The sequence below is a fragment of the Nocardia salmonicida NBRC 13393 genome (assembly GCF_001613085.1).
Taxonomy (GTDB): Bacteria; Actinomycetota; Actinomycetes; order Mycobacteriales; family Mycobacteriaceae; genus Nocardia; species Nocardia salmonicida.
Genome location: NZ_BDBR01000029.1, coordinates 72,323 through 90,239 on the forward strand (window position 1 = coordinate 72,323; position 17,917 = coordinate 90,239).

General features: G+C 67.9%; 19 protein-coding genes. 6 read left to right on the forward strand and 13 right to left on the reverse strand.

Translation table 11 applies throughout. From position 1 onward, the window contains the following. Window positions 1–9 precede the first annotated feature (9 nt). From NS1_RS24850 to NS1_RS24860, 3 genes are read left to right on the forward strand one after another with little or no spacing between them, the layout of a single operon-like run. Window positions 10–390 carry a hypothetical protein gene (locus NS1_RS24850; protein ID WP_084504379.1) on the forward strand — a complete coding sequence of 127 codons (381 nt, stop codon included), beginning with the start codon at window positions 10–12 and terminating at the stop codon, window positions 388–390. Continuing rightward, window positions 387–1,703 (forward strand): hypothetical protein, encoded by a 1,317-nt coding sequence (locus NS1_RS24855; RefSeq protein WP_062988219.1) that lies wholly within the window; start codon window positions 387–389, stop codon window positions 1,701–1,703. The genes NS1_RS24850 and NS1_RS24855 overlap by 4 nt, the downstream gene beginning before the upstream one ends. Further along, window positions 1,690–2,460, forward strand: coding sequence for an ESX secretion-associated protein EspG (locus tag NS1_RS24860; protein ID WP_056821355.1), 771 nt, complete (start codon window positions 1,690–1,692; stop codon window positions 2,458–2,460). The genes NS1_RS24855 and NS1_RS24860 overlap by 14 nt, the downstream gene beginning before the upstream one ends. Window positions 2,461–2,486: 26 nt before the next feature. Here the strand turns inward: NS1_RS24860 and NS1_RS24865 are convergent, their stop codons facing one another. Both NS1_RS24865 and NS1_RS24870 read right to left on the reverse strand, forming a co-directional pair. Beyond that, window positions 2,487–3,452, reverse strand: a complete 966-nt coding sequence (locus NS1_RS24865; protein ID WP_062988221.1) for a DUF1152 domain-containing protein — start codon at window positions 3,450–3,452, stop codon at window positions 2,487–2,489. Window positions 3,453–3,626: 174 nt separating this feature from the next. Then, window positions 3,627–4,601 (reverse strand): hypothetical protein, encoded by a 975-nt coding sequence (locus tag NS1_RS24870; RefSeq protein WP_062988223.1) that lies wholly within the window; start codon window positions 4,599–4,601, stop codon window positions 3,627–3,629. A gap of 103 nt (window positions 4,602–4,704) precedes the next feature. On the opposite strand from NS1_RS24870, the gene NS1_RS24875 reads away from it, so the two are divergent. Continuing rightward, window positions 4,705–5,313, forward strand: a complete 609-nt coding sequence (locus tag NS1_RS24875) for a TetR/AcrR family transcriptional regulator (RefSeq protein WP_062988225.1) — start codon at window positions 4,705–4,707, stop codon at window positions 5,311–5,313. 109 nt (window positions 5,314–5,422) lie between these two features. After that, window positions 5,423–6,175, forward strand: coding sequence for an LGFP repeat-containing protein (locus tag NS1_RS24880; RefSeq protein WP_307592861.1), 753 nt, complete (start codon window positions 5,423–5,425; stop codon window positions 6,173–6,175). A gap of 1 nt (window position 6,176) precedes the next feature. Here the strand turns inward: NS1_RS24880 and NS1_RS24885 are convergent, their stop codons facing one another. The 9 genes from NS1_RS24885 to NS1_RS24925 all read right to left on the reverse strand — a co-directional run bounded on the left by NS1_RS24885 (window position 6,177) and on the right by NS1_RS24925 (window position 13,436). After that, on the reverse strand, window positions 6,177–6,782 hold the full coding sequence (locus tag NS1_RS24885; RefSeq protein ID WP_062988227.1) for a response regulator transcription factor: 606 nt from the start codon (window positions 6,780–6,782) through the stop codon (window positions 6,177–6,179). Next, a complete protein-coding gene (locus tag NS1_RS24890; RefSeq protein ID WP_255284678.1) occupies window positions 6,779–7,942 on the reverse strand; it encodes a sensor histidine kinase in 1,164 nt (387 codons plus the stop codon). The genes NS1_RS24885 and NS1_RS24890 overlap by 4 nt, the downstream gene beginning before the upstream one ends. 93 nt (window positions 7,943–8,035) lie before the next feature. Beyond that, window positions 8,036–8,821 carry an ABC transporter permease gene (locus NS1_RS24895; protein ID WP_062988231.1) on the reverse strand — a complete coding sequence of 262 codons (786 nt, stop codon included), beginning with the start codon at window positions 8,819–8,821 and terminating at the stop codon, window positions 8,036–8,038. 1 nt (window position 8,822) lies between these two features. Beyond that, entirely contained in the window at window positions 8,823–9,746 is a 924-nt protein-coding gene (locus NS1_RS24900; RefSeq protein WP_062988233.1) for an ABC transporter ATP-binding protein, read from the reverse strand. Window positions 9,747–9,821: 75 nt separating this feature from the next. After that, window positions 9,822–10,175, reverse strand: a complete 354-nt coding sequence (locus tag NS1_RS24905; RefSeq protein ID WP_235569852.1) for a YbjN domain-containing protein — start codon at window positions 10,173–10,175, stop codon at window positions 9,822–9,824. Between the two features lie 83 nt (window positions 10,176–10,258). Next, window positions 10,259–11,080: an isoprenyl transferase gene (locus tag NS1_RS24910; protein WP_174562675.1), complete on the reverse strand. Its 822-nt coding sequence runs from the start codon at window positions 11,078–11,080 to the stop codon at window positions 10,259–10,261. 67 nt (window positions 11,081–11,147) lie between these two features. Beyond that, window positions 11,148–11,936: a DNA repair protein RecO gene (gene recO / locus NS1_RS24915; RefSeq protein WP_062988236.1), complete on the reverse strand. Its 789-nt coding sequence runs from the start codon at window positions 11,934–11,936 to the stop codon at window positions 11,148–11,150. Between the two features lie 47 nt (window positions 11,937–11,983). Next, window positions 11,984–12,583: a TetR/AcrR family transcriptional regulator gene (locus tag NS1_RS24920; protein WP_062988238.1), complete on the reverse strand. Its 600-nt coding sequence runs from the start codon at window positions 12,581–12,583 to the stop codon at window positions 11,984–11,986. Further along, a complete protein-coding gene (locus NS1_RS24925) occupies window positions 12,570–13,436 on the reverse strand; it encodes an alpha/beta fold hydrolase (RefSeq protein WP_062988239.1) in 867 nt (288 codons plus the stop codon). The genes NS1_RS24920 and NS1_RS24925 overlap by 14 nt, the downstream gene beginning before the upstream one ends. Window positions 13,437–13,577: 141 nt before the next feature. On the opposite strand from NS1_RS24925, the gene NS1_RS24930 reads away from it, so the two are divergent. Then, window positions 13,578–15,005 carry an amidase gene (locus NS1_RS24930; RefSeq protein WP_062988241.1) on the forward strand — a complete coding sequence of 476 codons (1,428 nt, stop codon included), beginning with the start codon at window positions 13,578–13,580 and terminating at the stop codon, window positions 15,003–15,005. A 13-nt stretch (window positions 15,006–15,018) separates the two neighbouring features. Here the strand turns inward: NS1_RS24930 and NS1_RS41840 are convergent, their stop codons facing one another. Together NS1_RS41840 and NS1_RS41845 are read right to left on the reverse strand one after the other, a co-directional pair. Next, entirely contained in the window at window positions 15,019–16,200 is a 1,182-nt protein-coding gene (locus NS1_RS41840; protein WP_255284679.1) for a type 1 periplasmic-binding domain-containing protein, read from the reverse strand. Next, window positions 16,109–17,863: a hypothetical protein gene (locus NS1_RS41845; RefSeq protein ID WP_255284680.1), complete on the reverse strand. Its 1,755-nt coding sequence runs from the start codon at window positions 17,861–17,863 to the stop codon at window positions 16,109–16,111. Before NS1_RS41845 ends, NS1_RS41840 begins: the two co-directional genes overlap by 92 nt. Window positions 17,864–17,917 lie beyond the last annotated feature (54 nt).

Here is a 17,917-nt window from a genome sequence, read left to right on the forward strand (position 1 = left end):
TGGGTGACCATGCTTTTGAGCATCGACCCCGGCGAGTGGAGCCAACTCTTGGTTCAGGCGGAAGCCGGTCAGCTCTCACTCGATCCCGAAGTCGGCAAGAACCTGGACAGGGTGTGCGACGACCACCTGGATCGACTGGAAGAGGTTTACGCCCAGGTTGACCAGGTCCGCAATATCTCAGGCTTCGGCTCGTTCGATTCGAGTCAGACGCTGGAGCGGAAGTTCTCGCTGACCGCGTCAGGAGGCGACCGCCCGCTGGACGAAGTCCTCAAGAAGCACATCGAGGCTGTTCAGACAGCGAAAGAAGTTGTCGCCAAGGCGATTGCGAACTTCGTCGCCCAAGACGAAGCGACCGGCGCCGAGATCTCCGCGACGGGAGAACACCTGTGACCTACGAGGACTACAAGAGCAAGGTGATCGCCGCACAGGAGCAGTGGAACACCGAACGGGCCAAGATCTACGAGCGACAGATCGCGGGCAACTACTCCACGATCTTCGACGGCGACATCCAACCGCCGCATATCACCACCCCTGACAACTACGACAGCATGACCCTCGAGCAGATGCAGGCGGCGGTAGCGGCGATGAAACCGCGACTCGTCGATGACGCCGTCACCGCGTGGGCGAATATCGGTGGTGCGCTGATGGGCACGTTCACCGGTTTCAACCAGCAGTTCGCGCGCACCGTCACCGGCGCCGACGGACACAGCGGGTGGACAGGCGCGGCGGCTTCCGCCGCTGTCGCCGCTGTGAACAACTATGCACAGCAATCGATTCCGCTGTCTCAGGCCGCGACCGCGATCAGTCTTAAACTGAGCGAGATGCGCACCGGAATCGAACAGACCCAAGCGTTGATGCCCGGTCTCACCGAGCGCACCAACGTCACCGGCAAGTCGCTGCCCGCCGACGGCGTGATGAAGGTCGACGACCACAATCGCGACGAGGCCACCCAGGAGGGCAGGCGGATCCTGCGCTCGGTGTACGGCCAGGTCGCCGGTCAAACCGACAACGGCGTCCCCTTCCTGCCCACAGCACCGACCATCGCCGGCGATGACAGCGGACCCGGCAGCAATGGCGACACGAACACCTTTGGTAACCAAGGTGATTCGAACACCGATGGCAGCAAAGCCGAAGACCCGGCAACGGAAACGCCAGACGGCGGCGCGACGTCCGAGGAATTCGGCACCGAACCATCTCCCACCACAACGTCTTCGACCGACCCCGGCTCGACCGCACCCCAAAGCACCACCACTACAACGCAATCCATCACACCAACTACGACAGCGCCGACCGCCACAACGCCGACCAGCCCCGGCGCGGCGACGCCGGTCGTCGGCAGTCTCGGCGTCGGCGGCTCGGCCGTCGGCCGTCCTGGTGGCAGCAGCCAGGGCGGGAGCGGCTCTCCCCGGGGCAGCAGCGGAACCCCGACGAGCGCGTCCCCCGGCAAAGCAGTACCGGGCGGCCAGTCCCCCGTAGCGGCAGCCGCAGCTGGAACCCGCTCGGGCACAACTGGTCGCGGCGCGGCGGGTATGGGTGGCATGGGCGCCCCCGGCGCGAGGCGTGGCACCTCCGACGAGGACCGAACCAAAGATATCCCCGACTACCTGATCACCCAGGAAAACGGTGAGCTCCTGCTCGGCACGAACGAGATCAGGACCGTACCCCCCGTGCTCGGCGGAGACGGCGACAGTGCACCGAACTGAATTCACCGGAATCGAGTTCGAGATCCTGTGGTCCGGCTACGGGCGCGACCGCCTCCCCTACCCCCTCCAATACCGCAGCGACATCGCCGCATTCGACGAGCTGAAGCAGCACCGAGAAGCGGCCGTCGACACGCTGCTCCGCAAGTACGACCCCGCGGTGGAGCGCGCACTGTCCGTCCTGCTCGACCCCGAAGCCAGGGTCGAGTCCAAAGGCTATGTGGGCCAGGACAACGCGAACATCATCCGCTTCCACGGCGCGGTCCGCGGCACGGTCGGCGCCACCCTGCAACAAGCGCCGGGCACCACCGAGGACACCGGCGCCGACGTCACCCTCACCTACTGCACCCCCATCCAGGTAGCCGCCCTCACCGTCGCCGCGCTCCCCCGCACGAAACCGGGCAAGAAACCCCCGGTCGAGGTCCGCCGAGACCAACTGGCCGCCGAAGAAGACCACTTCGAATACCGAGCAGGCCGCCTCAGCTCCGTCGACCAACTCAACCGCATCTTCCACCGCCCCCGACGAGCCTTCGGCGAAATCTCCGCCCTCTCCGGCCCCGCCCTGGACTCCCGCCCCACCCCCGCCCGCACCTTCTGGTGGATGGACTACCCCGACGGCCGCTACTACGTGAAAACCGGCGACCCCATCGTCGCCGAACCCCTCCCCACCGACCGCATGATCGCCGGCGTCCACCGCATGCTCACCCGAGCCCAGCGCTACCACCAGGAATTCGGCACCGACGACTACCGCACCGGATAGTCGGCCAGCGTCCGGTGCAGCGAAACTCACACAGGGATGTCTCGCCACGGGCGCAGTGGTACCTCGCTCCGGAAGGCCTCTATGGCAGCGGCGACTTCGAACGGCGTGGCAGCGTGCTCGACATGGCTGCGGTACAGAACGCGCTGGGCGACAGCATCGAGATCGAATCCCCACACCATCGACATCAGCGGGTTGATGAACAGTTCAGCGCCGTCGGCGCGGGTGCGGGCGAGCGAATGATGGTTGCCGAACTCTCCGCAAGACGCATCGGTGATCGACGCGCACACGATGCTCTCGCGGCCAGGGGTGTGGCGCTGCGCCCAGGAGACGACGTCCAGCCAATCGTCCACGGCCGGGATCCCCGGCATCAGCGCGAAAACACCGTGGTAGGCACCAGCTTTGGCAAGGGCGGCCACGTTCTCCAAGAAGTGGGCGTGGCAGACACCGTGGAAGGTGTCGACACCGAATCCGACGCAGACTGCGAGCTTGACCGGCAAGTCCAGCGCCGAGGCGGCCAGCAAACTCGTGACATCTTCCACCGGGGTCCCGAGTCCCGCCTCGTCACCGGTCATCAGCAGATCGGTACCGCCATCGACGAGCACGATGCTGTCGAGGTCCAGCTCACGCGCCAGCCATTCGTAGGCTGCACGAACCGAGACGGTGCCACCCTTACGAATCATGAACACCGTGTCGGCGTGACCATGGTCGGCAAGCCAAGTCGCAACATGCTTCTCCGGAAAATATTCCGATTGCCCCTCCGTGTGGGCATCCACCGCGAACAGGTCCGGTGCGACCGAGCGTGCAGTGGTGCGCGTGGCGGCGGTGAACGTGAGATTCGCCAGGTACACGGTCTTGCCCCGCTCCCGCAGAGCGAAGGCGATAGGCAACCCACTGAGCAGATCGAAGCCGCCACCAGCACCTACCACGAGGACACGCTCGGCGTCGGCGAGCCGAAACAGCACTGAGGTGTCCAGCAATGAAGGGGTGAGCATCCATATTCTCAGTTCTGTCGAACAACCCTCTCCGCCTGTTCGGGCGAATACCGTATCGAACCATCCCCGCATACCGAGGCCACGAAGACTTGCGATATAGCGGTCGCGGTGACGATTCAACAGCGAAATGCTCCGCACGAAAGTCGTTCGTGCGGAGCATTTTCGCGGTCATGGTCAGGCGGGAACTGCCACCGGTTCAGGAATTTCGGTAGGGGCGCTCGTCTGGCGGGAGCGCAAGGCGCCGAGGCCGAGGAGGGCGACACCGCCTGCTGCCCAGGCGAATAGGACGGCGAGGGGGGCGATGGCGCCCGCACCGTCGAAGTAGGCGACCGAGCGGAGGAGCGAGGCGGCGGCGCCAGGGGGGAGCACCTGGCCGATGGTGCCCCAGGGCTGGGGTAGGAGTTCGGGGGCCGAGGTGGCGGCGGAGAAGGGGTTGCCGATCAGCAGCATGGTGAGGGCGCCGATGCCGATGCCGGGGCGGCCGATGGCGGCAGCCAGGCCGACGATGACGGCGGCGACGGAGAAGGAGGCGAGGCCCGCGATGGCGGCCAGTTCGAGGTAGGAGCCGGGCAGGATCGAGAGCCAGGTGTGGAAGATGAGGGTGCTCAGGAGCCCGCCTGCGATGCCGAACGCGGCCAATCCGGCGAAGCGGGCGCCGAAGGCAGGGATCAGCAGGGTGAGGAGAACCCCCGCGGCCATGCCGGACATGACCAGAGGCAAGACCATCGAGCCGAAACCGGCGCCGCGCTGGTCGTCGGGATCGATGGCGATCACGTCCTGAATGGCAGCGGCGGGGACACCGCTGAGCTGCTGGGCGACGACGGTGAGTTGCTGGGCGACGGCCGGCGAGGCGGCGGAGGCGACCAAGACCTGCGGTGCACCGTTGCCGGTGACGATGGCGCCGTAGATCTCATTGTCGACCATCGCCTTTCGCGCCTGCTCCGCGTTGGCGACGGTGGTGATCTCGAAGGCATCGGGATCGCGCTGCTGCAGTTGCTGGGCGACCTGAGCGGAGGCGGGGCCCGCGACGGCGATCGGCAGATCGCGCGGGCTGATATTGACGGCGGGCCAGGCGAAGGCGATCAGCATCAGGGCCTGAATCGCGGTGGCCGCGAGGCCGAGAGCTACGGCTCGGCGGGTGATCGTCATGCGGTTTCTCCCATTAAAGCGAATGTTCGTTCTTTTTGGTTTTTCCACCGTGACACCGCCCACCTCGCTTGTCAAGAACGGACATTCGTTTTACGTTTGACCCATGCCCCGCGTCAGCGAAGAACACCTGGAACGCCGTAGACAGCAGATCCTCGACGCCGCGCAGTTGTGCTTCGCCCGCAAGGGCTTCCACGAGACCTCGATGCAGGACGTATTCGCCGAATCACAGATGTCGGCGGGTGCGGTCTATCGGTACTTCACCAGCAAGAACGAGATCATCGGCGCGCTCGTGAACCGGACGATGGGGCCGTTGCGCGAGCGGCTCGCCGAGATCATCCGCAGCGAGACCCTGCCTCCCCCGGCAGAAGTCATCCGCCTGCTCACCACCGAGATCGTCAAGCGGAGTGGACCCGACGGGCCGCTGCGGCTGGCCCCGCAGGCGTGGGCGCTGGCCCTGGTCTCGCCCGAGGCGGCCGTCCCGGTGCGCGCGGCCATCGCGGCGATGCGCGAGCTGTGGTTCGAGTACGCGGACCGGTTGTGCGAAACCGGCTGGCTGCCCCCAGGCACGGATTCCGACGTGATCGCCAAGACGATCATCGGCTTGCTGCCCGGGTTCATCCTGCAGCACCTGCTGCTCGGGGATGTCGAACCGGACGACTTCGCCCGCGGGCTCGCGATCATGCTGCCGGGACCACCACATCCCCCCAGGTGAGCAACGCCACTGTTGCCACCGGCGCCCAACGGGTAGGTTCGGGTGCGGCACCGGAGGGGGTCCCGAGCGCCGGACATCGTTGAATATCGATCCGACCAGGGAGTTTCCTGTGACATTGCACCGTCGAACCCTTCGATCACGCGGCCTGGCCGCACTGGCGACAGTTACCGTCGCGGCCGCGCTGCCCGCGGCCATGGCAGGCACCGCGCAGGCCAGGATGATCGGCGGATTCGAGGTCGGCGGCGCGATCGAGGCCGAATACGACCAGGCGGGCGGGCCTTCGCTGGGCGAGCCGACCTCACCGGAGGCCGACGCGGCGGCCGGTGGCAAGTACCAGACCTTCGCCAACAACGCGGCCATCTACTGGCACCCCGACACCAACGCCAACACCGTCGCGGGCCAGATCCGCGACAAGTTCGCCGAGACGGGCAACGAGTCGGGCAAGCTCGGCTACCCGACCACCCGCGAGCAGAGCACCCCGGTCGGCGGCGGTCGCTACAACCACTTCCAGAAGGGCTCGATCTACTGGTCCGTCGGCACCGGCGCGCACCAGATCAGCGGCCCGATCCGCGACAAGTGGGCTGCGCTCGGTTGGGAGTCGAGCCCGCTGGGCTTCCCGCTCACCGACGTCTCCGCGGCGGGCAAGGGCGACGGCCAGTTCACCATGTTCCCGACCGGCGCCATCTACTGGACGGCGAAGACCGGCGCGCACGCGGTGTGGGGCAGCATCCAGGCCGACTGGATCCGCGCGGGCGGCGAAAACGGCCGCTACGGCTACCCCACCAGCGACGAATACGACTACCAGGGCGGCAAGGCCCAGGATTTCACGGGCGGCAAGATCACCTGGAAGCCCGAACGCTGAGCTACAACCAGCCGTGACGTTGCGCCGCCAAGATCGCCTCCGCGCGGTTGCGGGTGCCGGTCTTGCCGATCGCGGCCGAAAGATGGTTGCGCACAGTCCCTTCCGAGAGGTGTAAACGCTGGGCGATGACCCCGGCCGCCGAACCGTCGGCGGCCGCGGCCAGCACTTGCCGTTCCCTCGCCGTGAGCGGAGAGGTTCCGGCGGTGAGGGTCTCGGTCGCCAGCGCCGGGTCCACAACGCGTAGTCCCAGGTGTACCCGGCGGACCGCGTCGGCCAGTTCCCGTGCGGGAGTGTCCTTCACGACGAAGCCGCTCGCGCCGGCATCGATAGCGCGGCGTAGGTAGCCGGGGCGCCCGAACGTGGTGACCATGAGGATCCGCACACGCGGGTGTTCGGCGTGCAGGCGGGCGGCGACCTCGATGCCGTCCAGGCCGGGCATGTCGATGTCGAGGAGTGCCACGTCGGGGCTGGTGCGGGTCACCGCGGCCAGGACTTCGTCGCCGCGGCCTACCTCGGCGACCACCTCGAGGTCGGATTCCAGACCGAGCAGGGCGACGAGCGCGCCGCGCACCAGTGCCTGGTCGTCGGCGAGCAGCAGCCGGATCATCGGGCACTCCCTTCCGCGGGCACCGCCGCCAGCAGGCCCACGCCGCCGCCCGGTGGCGTGGACACAGTCAGCGTGCCACCGGCCGCGCGCAGTCGCTCGGCCAGCCCGCGCAAACCCGCGCCGGACGGTGCGGTGACATCGAAGCCGCGGCCGTCGTCGGTGATCTCGATGCTGTTCTCGGTGACGACGACGGTGCAGTGTTCGGCCGCACTGTGGCGCACGACGTTGGTCACCGCTTCGCGCAGTACCCAGCCGAACAGCTCGCCGTGCTGCGTGTCCACCATCGTCGAATCAGGCAGTACAGCAACGATTTCGGCGGCGGTCAGCGCCGTATGCGCGGTGGCGAGTTCTCGGTGCAGACTCACCTCACGCAGACCACCGACGGTGTCGCGTACCCCGGCGAGCGCCTCGCGGGCCAGTCGTTCCACGTCGGCGAGTTCGGCCTTGGCGCGCTCCACGTCGACATCGATAAGGCGTTGCGCGAGTTCGGTTTTGATGGTGATGACCGTGAGGGAATGGCCGAGGATATCGTGCACATCGCGGGCGACCCGATTGCGCTCGGCCTCGATCGCCAGGTCGGCGCGCTGACTGCGGGTAATCGCCTGGAGTCGCCTGCCGCGCAGGCCGATCTCTCTGGCGAGCCAGATCACCGGCGGAATCACCGCGAGCACCAGCGCTGTGCCGCCGAGCCACCAACCCGGCGCGAACACGGGTACTGCCACCATCACCGCCGAGACCGCCACCACCACGGCCGACGAGAGCCGGGTGGGTAGCGAGAATATCGCGACCACGGCGATGTAGAGAACGGTCGGGAGCGCGGACGCGCCGAGCAGCGCCATCATGGCCACCGACAACGCGGCCATGCCGGCCAGCAGTGGCCAGATCCGCGGATCGACGGACCGCGGATCGTCCTGCTCGTCCCAGTCGAGTCTGCGGAAGACGACGAACGCCGTCACGATCAGCCCGCCGAACGCGAGCACGGCTGCCGTCGCACCGACCGCCCGCACCGTGCCGTGCTCGACCCAGCTGTCGTGGATCTGCGGCACCAGGTACAGCAACCATCCCGCCGCGAGCGCGGCACCGAACCACCCGCGGCGCATGCCGCTGGCGTCGACCGCCCCGGTGCCGAACACCCGGTCGACGAAGTCACCCGAACTCACGAACATTCCCCTTCTCACAGCACTTGCGCAGATACGCGGGCCGACCCGGCGAGTACCGACGGTACCCACGAATCGGCCCGCGTGATCGTTCGTTCAACGGGCGGTGTCCCGGCGGAACAGAGCGGCCGCGCCCACGACGAACACCGCGGTCCACGCGACGACATTCACCACGGCCAGCGCGATGGTGCCCGCACCGGTGCCACCGAACGGAGTGCGCACCAGCGTGGCGACCCCGTTGGTCGGCAGCACCTTCGACACAGTGGCGAACCACCCGTGGATCGGGAAGAACAGCCCACCCGCGAACGACAGCATCGCCAGTCCGGGGCCGAGCAGTTGCATGACGTTCTCCGAGGGCAACAGATAGCCCATGAGCAGACCGAAGGCCGCGAACACCAGCGAGCAGACCCAGGCGAGCAGGAAGCAGGCCACCCACGCCACCGGCGTCAGAACGGCACCGGAGAACGCGCCGACGACGAACACCGTCACCACCGCCACCAGCCCCAGCGACATCGCGACCGCGACCTTCGTGGCCACGTAGGCCACCGGCCGCAGCGGCGTCAGCCGTAGCTGGCGGGTCCAGCCGTGGGCACGTTCGACCGCCACCATCGCGCCGCCGCTGGTGGTCGCGAGCAAGGCGCCGTAGAGCGCCATCGACACCATGACGTAGCCGGTGATGTTGCCCGAACCGAAGGATTCGTCCCGATTTCCGCCCTGCAGACCGAAGATCACGAAGAAGACCGGCGGCATGATCAGGGTGAAGATCAGGGTGCGCCGGTTGCGGAGCATGCGACGGAGTTCGAGTGAGAGAAAGGCCGGGCTGAAGCCGCCGAGGCGAGGTGTGCTCATCGGTTTCGTCGCGGTGCGGGTTGTCTCGATCATGTCAGCGCTCGCCTTCGGGTGCGGAGGTCAGCGCGAGGAACGCCGATTCCAGGTTGTGGGTGGTGATTTCGATGTCGTGGGCCGCGGTGTGGGTGAGCAGGAAACGGGCGATGTCATCGGAGTGTCTGGCCTGCACCAGGATTCGATCGCCGCGCAGCTCCACGTGCTCGACACCGGGTAGCGCCGACAGGTGAGCCGGGTCGGCGCCGGGCAGGGTGGCCGTCACGGTGCGGCCGACGGCCAGGTTCTTGATCTGGGCGGCGCTGCCGTCGGCGACGATGCGACCGGCACGTATCAGCACGATCCGGTCGGCATAGGCGTCGGCTTCGTCGAGATAGTGGGTGGCGAACAGCACGGTGCGGCCGCTCCCGGCGTCCTCGCGCATGGCCGCCCAGAAATCGCGCCTGCCCGACACGTCCATGCCGGTGGTGGGTTCGTCCAGCACGATCAGGTCCGGGTCGGGCAGCAGTGCCAGTGCGAACCGCAACCGCTGCTGCTGGCCGCCCGAGCACTTGCCGACGAGGCGGTCGGCGATATCGGCGATGCCTGCTCGCTCGAGAACCTCCGGCACCGGCCGCGGCCGGGCGTGCAGGGCGGCGACCAGGCGGACGGTTTCGCCGACGGTGAGGTCAGGCAGCAGCCCGCCCGACTGCAGCACCGCGGCCACCCGACCGGCCTGCACGGCATCCTCTGGTGCTTCGCCGAAGACCGTGACTGTGCCGGAGTCGGGGGTGGCCAGGCCGAGGAGCAGGTCGATCGTGGTCGACTTACCCGCGCCGTTGGGGCCGAGGAAGGCGACGATCTCCCCCGGCGCGACGGTCAGGTCGAGACCGTCGACGGCACGGACCGGATCCGTGGTTCCGGGAAAGGATTTGCGCAGGTCACGCAGATCGATGGCCGCGCGGGTCGTTCGTGGTGAAGGCATGGTTCAAGATTCGCGCGAACCGGGCCGCGAAACCTGAGCCGACTGTCACCCTTCGCCCATGACAGGTGTCACGGACTAGGGCGCGAGCAACCCCTGTCGGGCTCGGCTCGCACCGGACAGCGCGAGCAGCAGCATGGTGGTGAGTGCCCCGTCGTCCAGGCCTTCGGCGGGGAAGGTGTAGCGCAGGATGACATCGCCCAGTTGGCCACGGGCGATCAGCGTGACCGAGCCGAACTGGATCTCGTTGTTGCGTTCGGCGACGCGTTTGTGCAGGGCCGCCTTGAGCGGACGATCCCAGGCCAGGACGCTGGTCAGGGACAGCACGGTGAGGCCGGGGGCGAGGGTGACGGCGCGGATCGAGCACAGTGCGCCGTCGTATTCGAAACCCAGCGACCTGTCGGCGTCGACGCGGACTTCGATGTCCTGCATCTGCAAGCAGGCACCGGCCCGCGCCTGCAGGTCGAGTTCCGGGGTGAGTAGCGCATCCATGTCGGCTCCGTCTTGACTGTCGCTCATTTGGCGCCACCGAAGCGACGATCGCGCTTGGCGTATTCCAGGCACGCGTCCCACAGGTTACGCCGGTCGAAGTCGGGGAAAAGCGTGTCCTGGTAGACGAATTCGGCGTAGGCGGCCTGCCAGATCAGGAAGTTCGAGCTGCGGAACTCACCGGAGGGGCGAAGGAACAGGTCGACGTCGGGCATATCGGGTTCGTCGAGATATTTCGCGACGGTGGTCTCGTCGACCTTCTCCGGGTCGATCTCGCCCGCGGCCACCCGGCGCGCGATTTCCCTTGCGGCGTCGGCGATTTCGGCACGGCCACCGTAGTTGACGCACATGGTCAGCGTCATCACGTCGTTGTCCTTCGTGAGCTCTTCGGCCACCTCGAGTTCCTTGATCACGCTGCGCCACAGGCGAGGTCGGCGACCGGCCCAGCGCACGCGCACACCCATCTCGTGCATCTCGTCACGGCGGCGGCGGATCACGTCGCGGTTGAAGCCCATCAGGAAGCGCACCTCGTCGGGACTGCGCCGCCAGTTCTCGGTGGAGAAGGCGTAGGCGGACAGCCACTTGACGCCGATCTCGATGCAGCCTTCGACGGAGTCCATGAGCACGGCCTCGCCGCGTTCGTGTCCGGCGGTGCGCGGCAGACCACGTTCCTGGGCCCAGCGGCCGTTGCCGTCCATCACCAGCGCGACGTGGTTGGGCACGAGCTCCGGCGGGATCGCGGGCGGGCGCGCGCCGGAGGGATGCTGGGACGGCGGGCGCACGGTGCGGGTGCCGCCGTCCGGCTTGCTCGCGGGAGAAGAGTCACGACGCAGGATCACGGCATCCATCCTGCCTGATCGCCGGGTGCGGGCTGCACGGGCTCCGGATTGGGGAGCGCGGCGGCACGTCGACCGGTCAGCCGACCCGGCCGACGACAGCGGCGTCGGACCGGTCCGTGGACGGGGATTCGATGCGGGATCGCTCGATCAGCGGCAGCGTGCGCAGCTGACGTTCCAGATGCCACTGCAGGTGGGCGGCGACCAGACCGCTGGCCTGGCGGCGGACATTGTCGGGGACGCTGTCGACATAGGCCCACTCCCCCTTCAACAGGGCGACGAGCAGATCGAGCACCCCGGTGAGGGGCGTGCTCGCGCCCGGCGGGCGACAGTGCACGCAGACCGCGCCGCCCGCTGCCACGTGGAAGGCGCGGTGCGGGCCGGGGGTCGCGCAGCGGGCGCATTCGTCGAGCGCGGGCGCCCAACCGGCAAAGCCCATGGCGCGCAACAGGTATGCGTCGAGGATCAGTTCGTGCGGGCGCTGCTTGGCGGCGATGGCGCGCAGGGCGCCCGCGGTGAGTACGTGCAGCTTCGGGGCGGGTGCGCGTTCTTCGCCCGCGAGACGTTCGGCGGTTTCGAGGATCGCGCACGCGGTGGTGTAGCGGCCGTAGTCGTCGATGATGTCGGCGGCGAACGCCTCGACGGTGATGACCTGGGTGACGATGTCGAGTGTGCGACCCGGGTGCAACTGCACGTCGATGTAGGAGAACGGCTCGAGCCGCGCCCCGAACTTCGACTTGGTGCGCCGCACCCCCTTCGCCACCGCCCTGACGAGACCGTGTTGCCTGGTCAGGAGCGTGACGATGCGATCGGCCTCGCCCAGCTTGTGCTGGCGAACCACTACCGCCTCATCCCGATACAACCGCACGTGGCCAGTCTTGCACGCGGGCCCGACACCGCGGTCACGGACACGGATCAGGATCGGAGCAGGCCGGCGATGAGCAGCAGCAGCGATTGCTGGGTTTCGATGCGGGCGCGGTCGGGGTCATCGGCGTGGGCGACGATGAGCGAGGCTTCGGTGATGGCGCTGAGCAGTAGTTGCGCGAGTACCGGGACCGGGGCGACCGGGATCAGGCCCGCGTCGGTGGCGCGTTGCAGTTCGGCGGTGATGAGGCCGAGTCCGTGGCGCGCTTCGAATTCGCGGAAGGCGGGCCAGCCGAGCACGGTCGGGGCGTCCATCAACACGATGCGCAGCATTTCCGGGCGGGCGCAGATGTCGAGGAACCGCGCCAGACCAGCGGTCATGCCGCCGATGATGTCGGCGCGGTCGACAGCGGCCACGGCGCTCGCGATCTCCTCGGTGGCCTCGGTCTCGACCTGTTCGAGGACGGCGAGGAACAGTCCGCGCTTGTCGCCGTAGTGGTGGTGCAGGGCACCGCGGGTGACGCCGGCGGCGGCAACCAACTGCTCGGCCGACGTACCGGCGAAGCCGCGCTCGGCGAACAGGCTGCGGCCTGCCTGCTCGAGCGCGGCTCGGGTAGTGCGGGAACGATCCTCCTGACTACGGCGCTGCATGCAGCCGAGTGAACTCCACGATCAGTTCGGTGAGCAACTCCGGCCGGTCCTCGGAGACGAAAGTGTAGGAATTGTCGATGGTGCGCAGGCTCGCCCGCGGTAGATCGGCGACCAGCCGTTCGGCCAGCGCCATCGGGAACAGTTTGTCCTCGGTCGACCAGACCACCAGCACCGGGACATCGACCGTGCCGAAGTGTTCGGCGGCGGCCACGGTGCATCGATTGTCGACACCGGCGGCGAAGCGGCGCAGGTCGTCGCGAATAGCGGCGTTGCGACGGGTGGGCCCCAAATAGGACTGCGCAATCTCTTGCGGCAGTCCACGTTTGGTGACCATCCCGAATCCGAGCGGCAGTCGCTGCACGAATTCGAAGCGCATCGGCGCCAGCAGCGGGCGGATCACGCCGGGAATCTTCGCCACCTTCAGCAAGCTACGGAAAGGCTGCGGCGGGAACATTTCGTAGCAGTCGACGGCGGCCAGCACGACGCGACCGATCCGTTCCGGTCGGCGGGTCATCAGGATCTGGGTGAGCGCGCCGCCGGTGTCGTTGGCGACGACGGTGACATCGGTGAGGTCGAGTGCGTCGAGGAACTCGGCGATCAGGTCCGCGATGGCGGTGGGGCTCAGGTCGGCGTCGGGCAACGGGATCGTGTGGGATCCGAGCGGCCAGTCGGGTGCGAGGCAGCGGTGTCCGGCGGCGACGAGGCCGGGTACTACCCCGCGCCAGATATCGGCGTTGACGAGCAGTCCGTGGACGAAGACGACCGGCGATCCGGTGCCGGTGTCGTGATAGCGGATACGGCCGCACGACAGGGCGATCTCGTGCGCCGGGCCGAGTGCTGAGCTGATTCCCATGGGTCCTCCCCTGGTCGAATGCTGGACTCCTCCACTGTTACATACATCCCGTATGTATGTCTATACCCACCCTAGGGGATGTGGACGGGTGACCAGCTTCGGGTTACCGTCGAGCCAAGTACCTGCAGAGATGGAGCTCACATGTCCGCGCCCGACCACATCGCGCCGAATTCCTCGGCCGACCTCGGTCTCACCGACCTGTCCGCGGCCATCGCCGAGGGCAGCGTCTCCTCGGTTGCGGCCGTCGCCGACGCGCTCGAGCGGATCGAGGCGTCGCAGCCGACGCTCAACGCGTTCCGGGTCGTGCGTCGCGAAGCCGCGCTCCGGGAGGCTGCCGAGGCGGACGCGCGCGTGGCGGCGGGTGTGCGGCTGCCGCTGCTCGGTGTGCCGATCGCGGTCAAGGACGACACCGATATCAGCGGCGAGGTCACCGCGTTCGGGTGCGGTGGGGAATTCGCGCCGAAGACCGCCGACGCCGAATCGGTGCGCCGATTGCGCGCGGCGGGTGCGGTGATCGTCGGCAAGGCCAATACCTGCGAGCTGGGACAGTTGCCCTTCACCAGTGGTGACGCGTTCGGATACACCCGTAACCCGTGGGATCGCACGCGCACGCCGGGTGGGTCATCGGGCGGGTCGGCGGCGGCGGTCGCGGCCGGATTGGTCCCGGCGGCACTGGGTTCCGATGGTGCGGGGTCGGTGCGCATCCCGGCCTCGTGGACGAACCTGGTCGGGATCAAGCCGCAGCGTGGGCGCATCTCCACCTGGCCGTTGGCGGAGGCGTTCAACGGGCTCACCGTCAACGGCCCGCTCGCGCGCACCGTGCGTGACGCGGCGATGCTGCTCGACATCGCCGCCGGACCGCACGACGGCGACCGACACAGGCCCGCGCCGATCGATGCGAGCGCAGCGGTCGGGCGCGATCCCGGCAGGCTCAGAATTGCTCTCTCCCTGAGCATTCCGTACACCGCGACCAAGACCGCGCTCGATCTGCAGATCGCGGCGGCCGTGCACGCACTGGCGGGCACTCTGCGCACGCTCGGCCATACCGTCACCGTGACGGACCTGCACTACGGGTTGATGATCGGCGCGTCCTTCCTGCCGCGCTCGCTGGCGGGGATCAGCCGCGTGCACCGGGATATGCCCGGAGCCGTTGTCGACCCGAGGACCACGGCCAATGCGCGCATCGGCCGAGTACTCAGCGGGCCCGCACTCGCCGCGGCGCGACTCGCGGAACCGCTGCTGCACAAGCGAATCGGTTCGTTCTTCGACGACTACGACCTCGTGCTGGCGCCGACCACCGCTACCCCTCCCCCGCAGGTGGAACAGATCGATGGCATCGGCGTCGGCGCGACCAACAGCCTGATCACCGCCGCGTGCCCGTATACGTGGCCGTGGAACGTACTCGGCTGGCCGAGCGTGAACGTGCCTGCGGGCTTCACCGAATCCGGGCTGCCGATCGGCGCGCAATTGATGGGCAGCGCAGACAGCGAACCGCTGCTGATTTCCCTTGCGGCCCAGTTGGAATCAGAACTGCACTGGGACCGCAACCGTCCCGTGCGGTGGTGGTGATTCACCGGGTGCTCTAACGCGCCGGTTCGATCCATCCTTCGAGATCGCTCTTCGTGCCCGACGGACAACCGTCCTGGCCGGTCTGCCGAGGAAACATCATCAGGCAGCGCTGCGGGCCCGATCCGCCGACCGCGGCGGTGACCAGGACCGCGATCGACGAGCCGTCGGCGACGCGGCTGGTCGAGAAGCCGAGCGTGCCGGTGACGCCGCGATAGTCGGACTCGCGCAGCTGGACCGCGATGGCGGTTCGGTTCGGCGGGAGGTCGGCGAGGACGCCACGGCTGTTGCGCACAGCCTGGACGAAAAGGCCGCTCACGTCGAAAGCCAGACCGGTGCGGTCGCCGGCCCAGGTGGGCCGGTAGTCGGTGAGCCCGGCGTAGCCACGGAGGTCTTCGATCAACCCGGCCAGTTCGGTACACAGCTGCTCGTGTTCGAACGGCACCGGCTGGCCACCGAGTTTGCCGATGCCGCTGACACAGTCGGCCCCGCCGAGCATGACCGGCGACGCCTTGGACACGTAGCGCACGGTGAGGTTGGCGGGAAGCGCGGCGGTGGCTTTCGGATCGGTGATCAGCCTGGTCACCGCGTCGTTGCCGAGGATCGCCGGGCCCGCGCCGCTGAGGCAGCCGCGACTCACCGATTTGGCGAAAGTCGGGAAGTCGTCGTTGCGGCCCGCGAAGAACAGCAGGGTGCGGCGGCCGAAGCCGGCGGTTTCGCACGGCGCGGGAAAACGGTAGAGCTGCTGTTGTTCGCGCCAGCTCATACTCTCCTGCGCCACCCCGCGTTCGGTGAGTTCTTTCTGCACGTCCTCGACCAAGGTGGTCACGTACAGGTCACCGGCGGCCTCGGGGTGATAGATCGCCACCTTGTCGTAGCGGGGCGCGCCGTTGAGATCGCGAGCACCCTGCACATAGTCGGCGACGAGGCGGGCCTGCACCCTATTGCTCGGTGCCGCTTGGAAATACAGCGGAGACGCCTCTTCGAGACCATCCGCGGACAGCGTGGTGGCTACCGCGGGCACACCCAGCTCGCCGAGACGAGTTATGGCTCTGCGGGTTTCGTCGTTGCTGCGATCGATCCCGACGACGCCGAGCACGCTGGGGTCATCGGCCACGAGCTCGCGCAGCGGATTGTCGACCACCCACCCGGCATGGCGCATATCGGAGCCGCCGTTGGCGATGATGATGCGCAGCAACGGTTCCGATTCGTCGGAGGCCAGTAACGCGCGACGCTGCTGCACAGCCAGACCCGCGAGTTCCTCCACCTGGGCGTGCGGATAGCGCACATTGGTGTCGACGTAGCTGAGGCCGGCGAAGTACACCAGCGAGACCAAGGGGCGGTTCGGATTGCTCGCGCGCGTCGGACGCGGCGACGTTGAGCCGGAACACCTCTCGCTGCATCGCCGACAACTCGGGGTCGTCGGCGAAGGTCTGCCGGGGGTTGTCGCTGTAGCCGACGCATTCACCGCCGCGCAGACTCACCGAGACACCGTTGGTCCACGGCCAATGCGAACACTGCGCACCGCGTAACGGTGGAAAATAGACCAGTGTCGCGGCCGCGGCGATCACGATCGGGATCAGCACGCACAGACCGACGAACCAGCTGCGCGCGGCGAGCGGCGGCGCGGGCGGCAGTGCGAGACCACGGAATCGGGCGTCGCTCACACGCGGTGTGGTGTCGGGCGGCAGGATCGCGCGCAACGGCAGGAACCACGCGTCGGCCTGGCGATGAGTGCGCCGGTTGTCGATCTCGCGCACCCACTCCTGCAGCGGATCGGGCGGTTGTGGGGACGGCGTGTCGGCGAGACTTTCCAGGGTGCGCAGCGGGCGCAGATCACTGATGTGCGAGAGCTCGCCGACCTCGCGGCTCGGCCCCTCGTCCCGCAACGCCACGACCACCAGCGGATCGAAAAGCCCTGTCTCGTTGCGGATTTCGTTGATCCAGGTCAGGATACGCGCACCGTCGCTGCCTTCGGCGAGACCGCCGAGCAACGCCACCGGGTACGCGGTGCGCCGCCAGCTCGACGGGCGCCAGATGCGCCGTCGGTAGGCATCGCGCAGGTCCTCGAGAAACGCGTGCACGAGGAGCTTGGCGACCTGCTCCTCGTTCTCGTCGACCCGGTGCGAAGCGGTGAGCCGGGACGCGAAACCCAGGAAACTGCCCGATAATTCAGGCGCCAGGTAGCGCTGGTGCAGGAACCACCGCGTCACCTTCGACATACCGGGAATGCGCCCGGACACCCACAGCCACAACCGCAGCACCGGCCACAGGGCGAGCACACCGAAGACCACCCGTGAAATCGTGTCGCCCGCAACACCTTCGGCGGTGTCGGAGCGGCTCGTCGGCGAACCGCTGCGCAGTAGTTTGGGCAGCCTGCGGCGCAATTCGTCGGGCGCCTCGGATTCGTCGGAGGTCACCCGCTGGCGGGTCAGCCAGTCGGCGGTGCGGTAGCGCGGGAACTTGATCGCACCCATCGCGGTGTCGTCGGCGGCGAAACCGGCCACCAGATGCTGGACGATCGGCAGGCAGTGGCCCGGGATCTCCTGATCAGTGGCGTGCGGGCCCGCATCGATCGCGTTGAGGTCGGGGGTGAGCTGGGTACGCGGCAGGTCGGGGGCGTGCAGGTCGATCTTGACGCGCGGGGTCGCCCGTCTGCCACCGGATTCACTGAGCCAACTGTAGATTTCACCGACCAACGCCGTATGCCCGGTGACGCCGACGACCTCGATGATCGGGCGAGGCAGCGCATGCCGTCCGTGTACCAGTGTGCGCAGCACGCGCGGGCGGGTATCGGGAATCTCGAGCGCCCGCAGCAACTCCAGCAGCTTGCCGACATCATTGGCATCGGGCACTTCCACGGCCTCCCCGGACGATCAGCGAAGCACGCCGAACGAACCGGCGTGTTCGCCGAA

What these genes read in the sequence shown, in the direction of transcription:
- NS1_RS24865 (WP_062988221.1), bottom strand. Translation starts at nt 3,452, where the DNA reads ATGCTCACCCCTTCATTGCTGGACACCTCAGTGCTGTTTCGGCTCGCC.
- NS1_RS24850 (WP_084504379.1), top strand. Translation starts at nt 10, where the DNA reads ATGCTTTTGAGCATCGACCCCGGCGAGTGGAGCCAACTCTTGGTTCAG.
- NS1_RS24885 (WP_062988227.1), bottom strand. Translation starts at nt 6,782, where the DNA reads ATGATCCGGCTGCTGCTCGCCGACGACCAGGCACTGGTGCGCGGCGCG.
- NS1_RS24910 (WP_174562675.1), bottom strand. Translation starts at nt 11,080, where the DNA reads ATGGATGCCGTGATCCTGCGTCGTGACTCTTCTCCCGCGAGCAAGCCG.
- NS1_RS24900 (WP_062988233.1), bottom strand. Translation starts at nt 9,746, where the DNA reads ATGCCTTCACCACGAACGACCCGCGCGGCCATCGATCTGCGTGACCTG.
- NS1_RS24905 (WP_235569852.1), bottom strand. Translation starts at nt 10,175, where the DNA reads ATGCAGGACATCGAAGTCCGCGTCGACGCCGACAGGTCGCTGGGTTTC.
- NS1_RS24895 (WP_062988231.1), bottom strand. Translation starts at nt 8,821, where the DNA reads ATGATCGAGACAACCCGCACCGCGACGAAACCGATGAGCACACCTCGC.
- NS1_RS24925 (WP_062988239.1), bottom strand. Translation starts at nt 13,436, where the DNA reads ATGGGAATCAGCTCAGCACTCGGCCCGGCGCACGAGATCGCCCTGTCG.
- NS1_RS24875 (WP_062988225.1), top strand. Translation starts at nt 4,705, where the DNA reads ATGCCCCGCGTCAGCGAAGAACACCTGGAACGCCGTAGACAGCAGATC.
- NS1_RS24920 (WP_062988238.1), bottom strand. Translation starts at nt 12,583, where the DNA reads ATGCAGCGCCGTAGTCAGGAGGATCGTTCCCGCACTACCCGAGCCGCG.
- NS1_RS24930 (WP_062988241.1), top strand. Translation starts at nt 13,578, where the DNA reads ATGTCCGCGCCCGACCACATCGCGCCGAATTCCTCGGCCGACCTCGGT.
- NS1_RS24870 (WP_062988223.1), bottom strand. Translation starts at nt 4,601, where the DNA reads ATGACGATCACCCGCCGAGCCGTAGCTCTCGGCCTCGCGGCCACCGCG.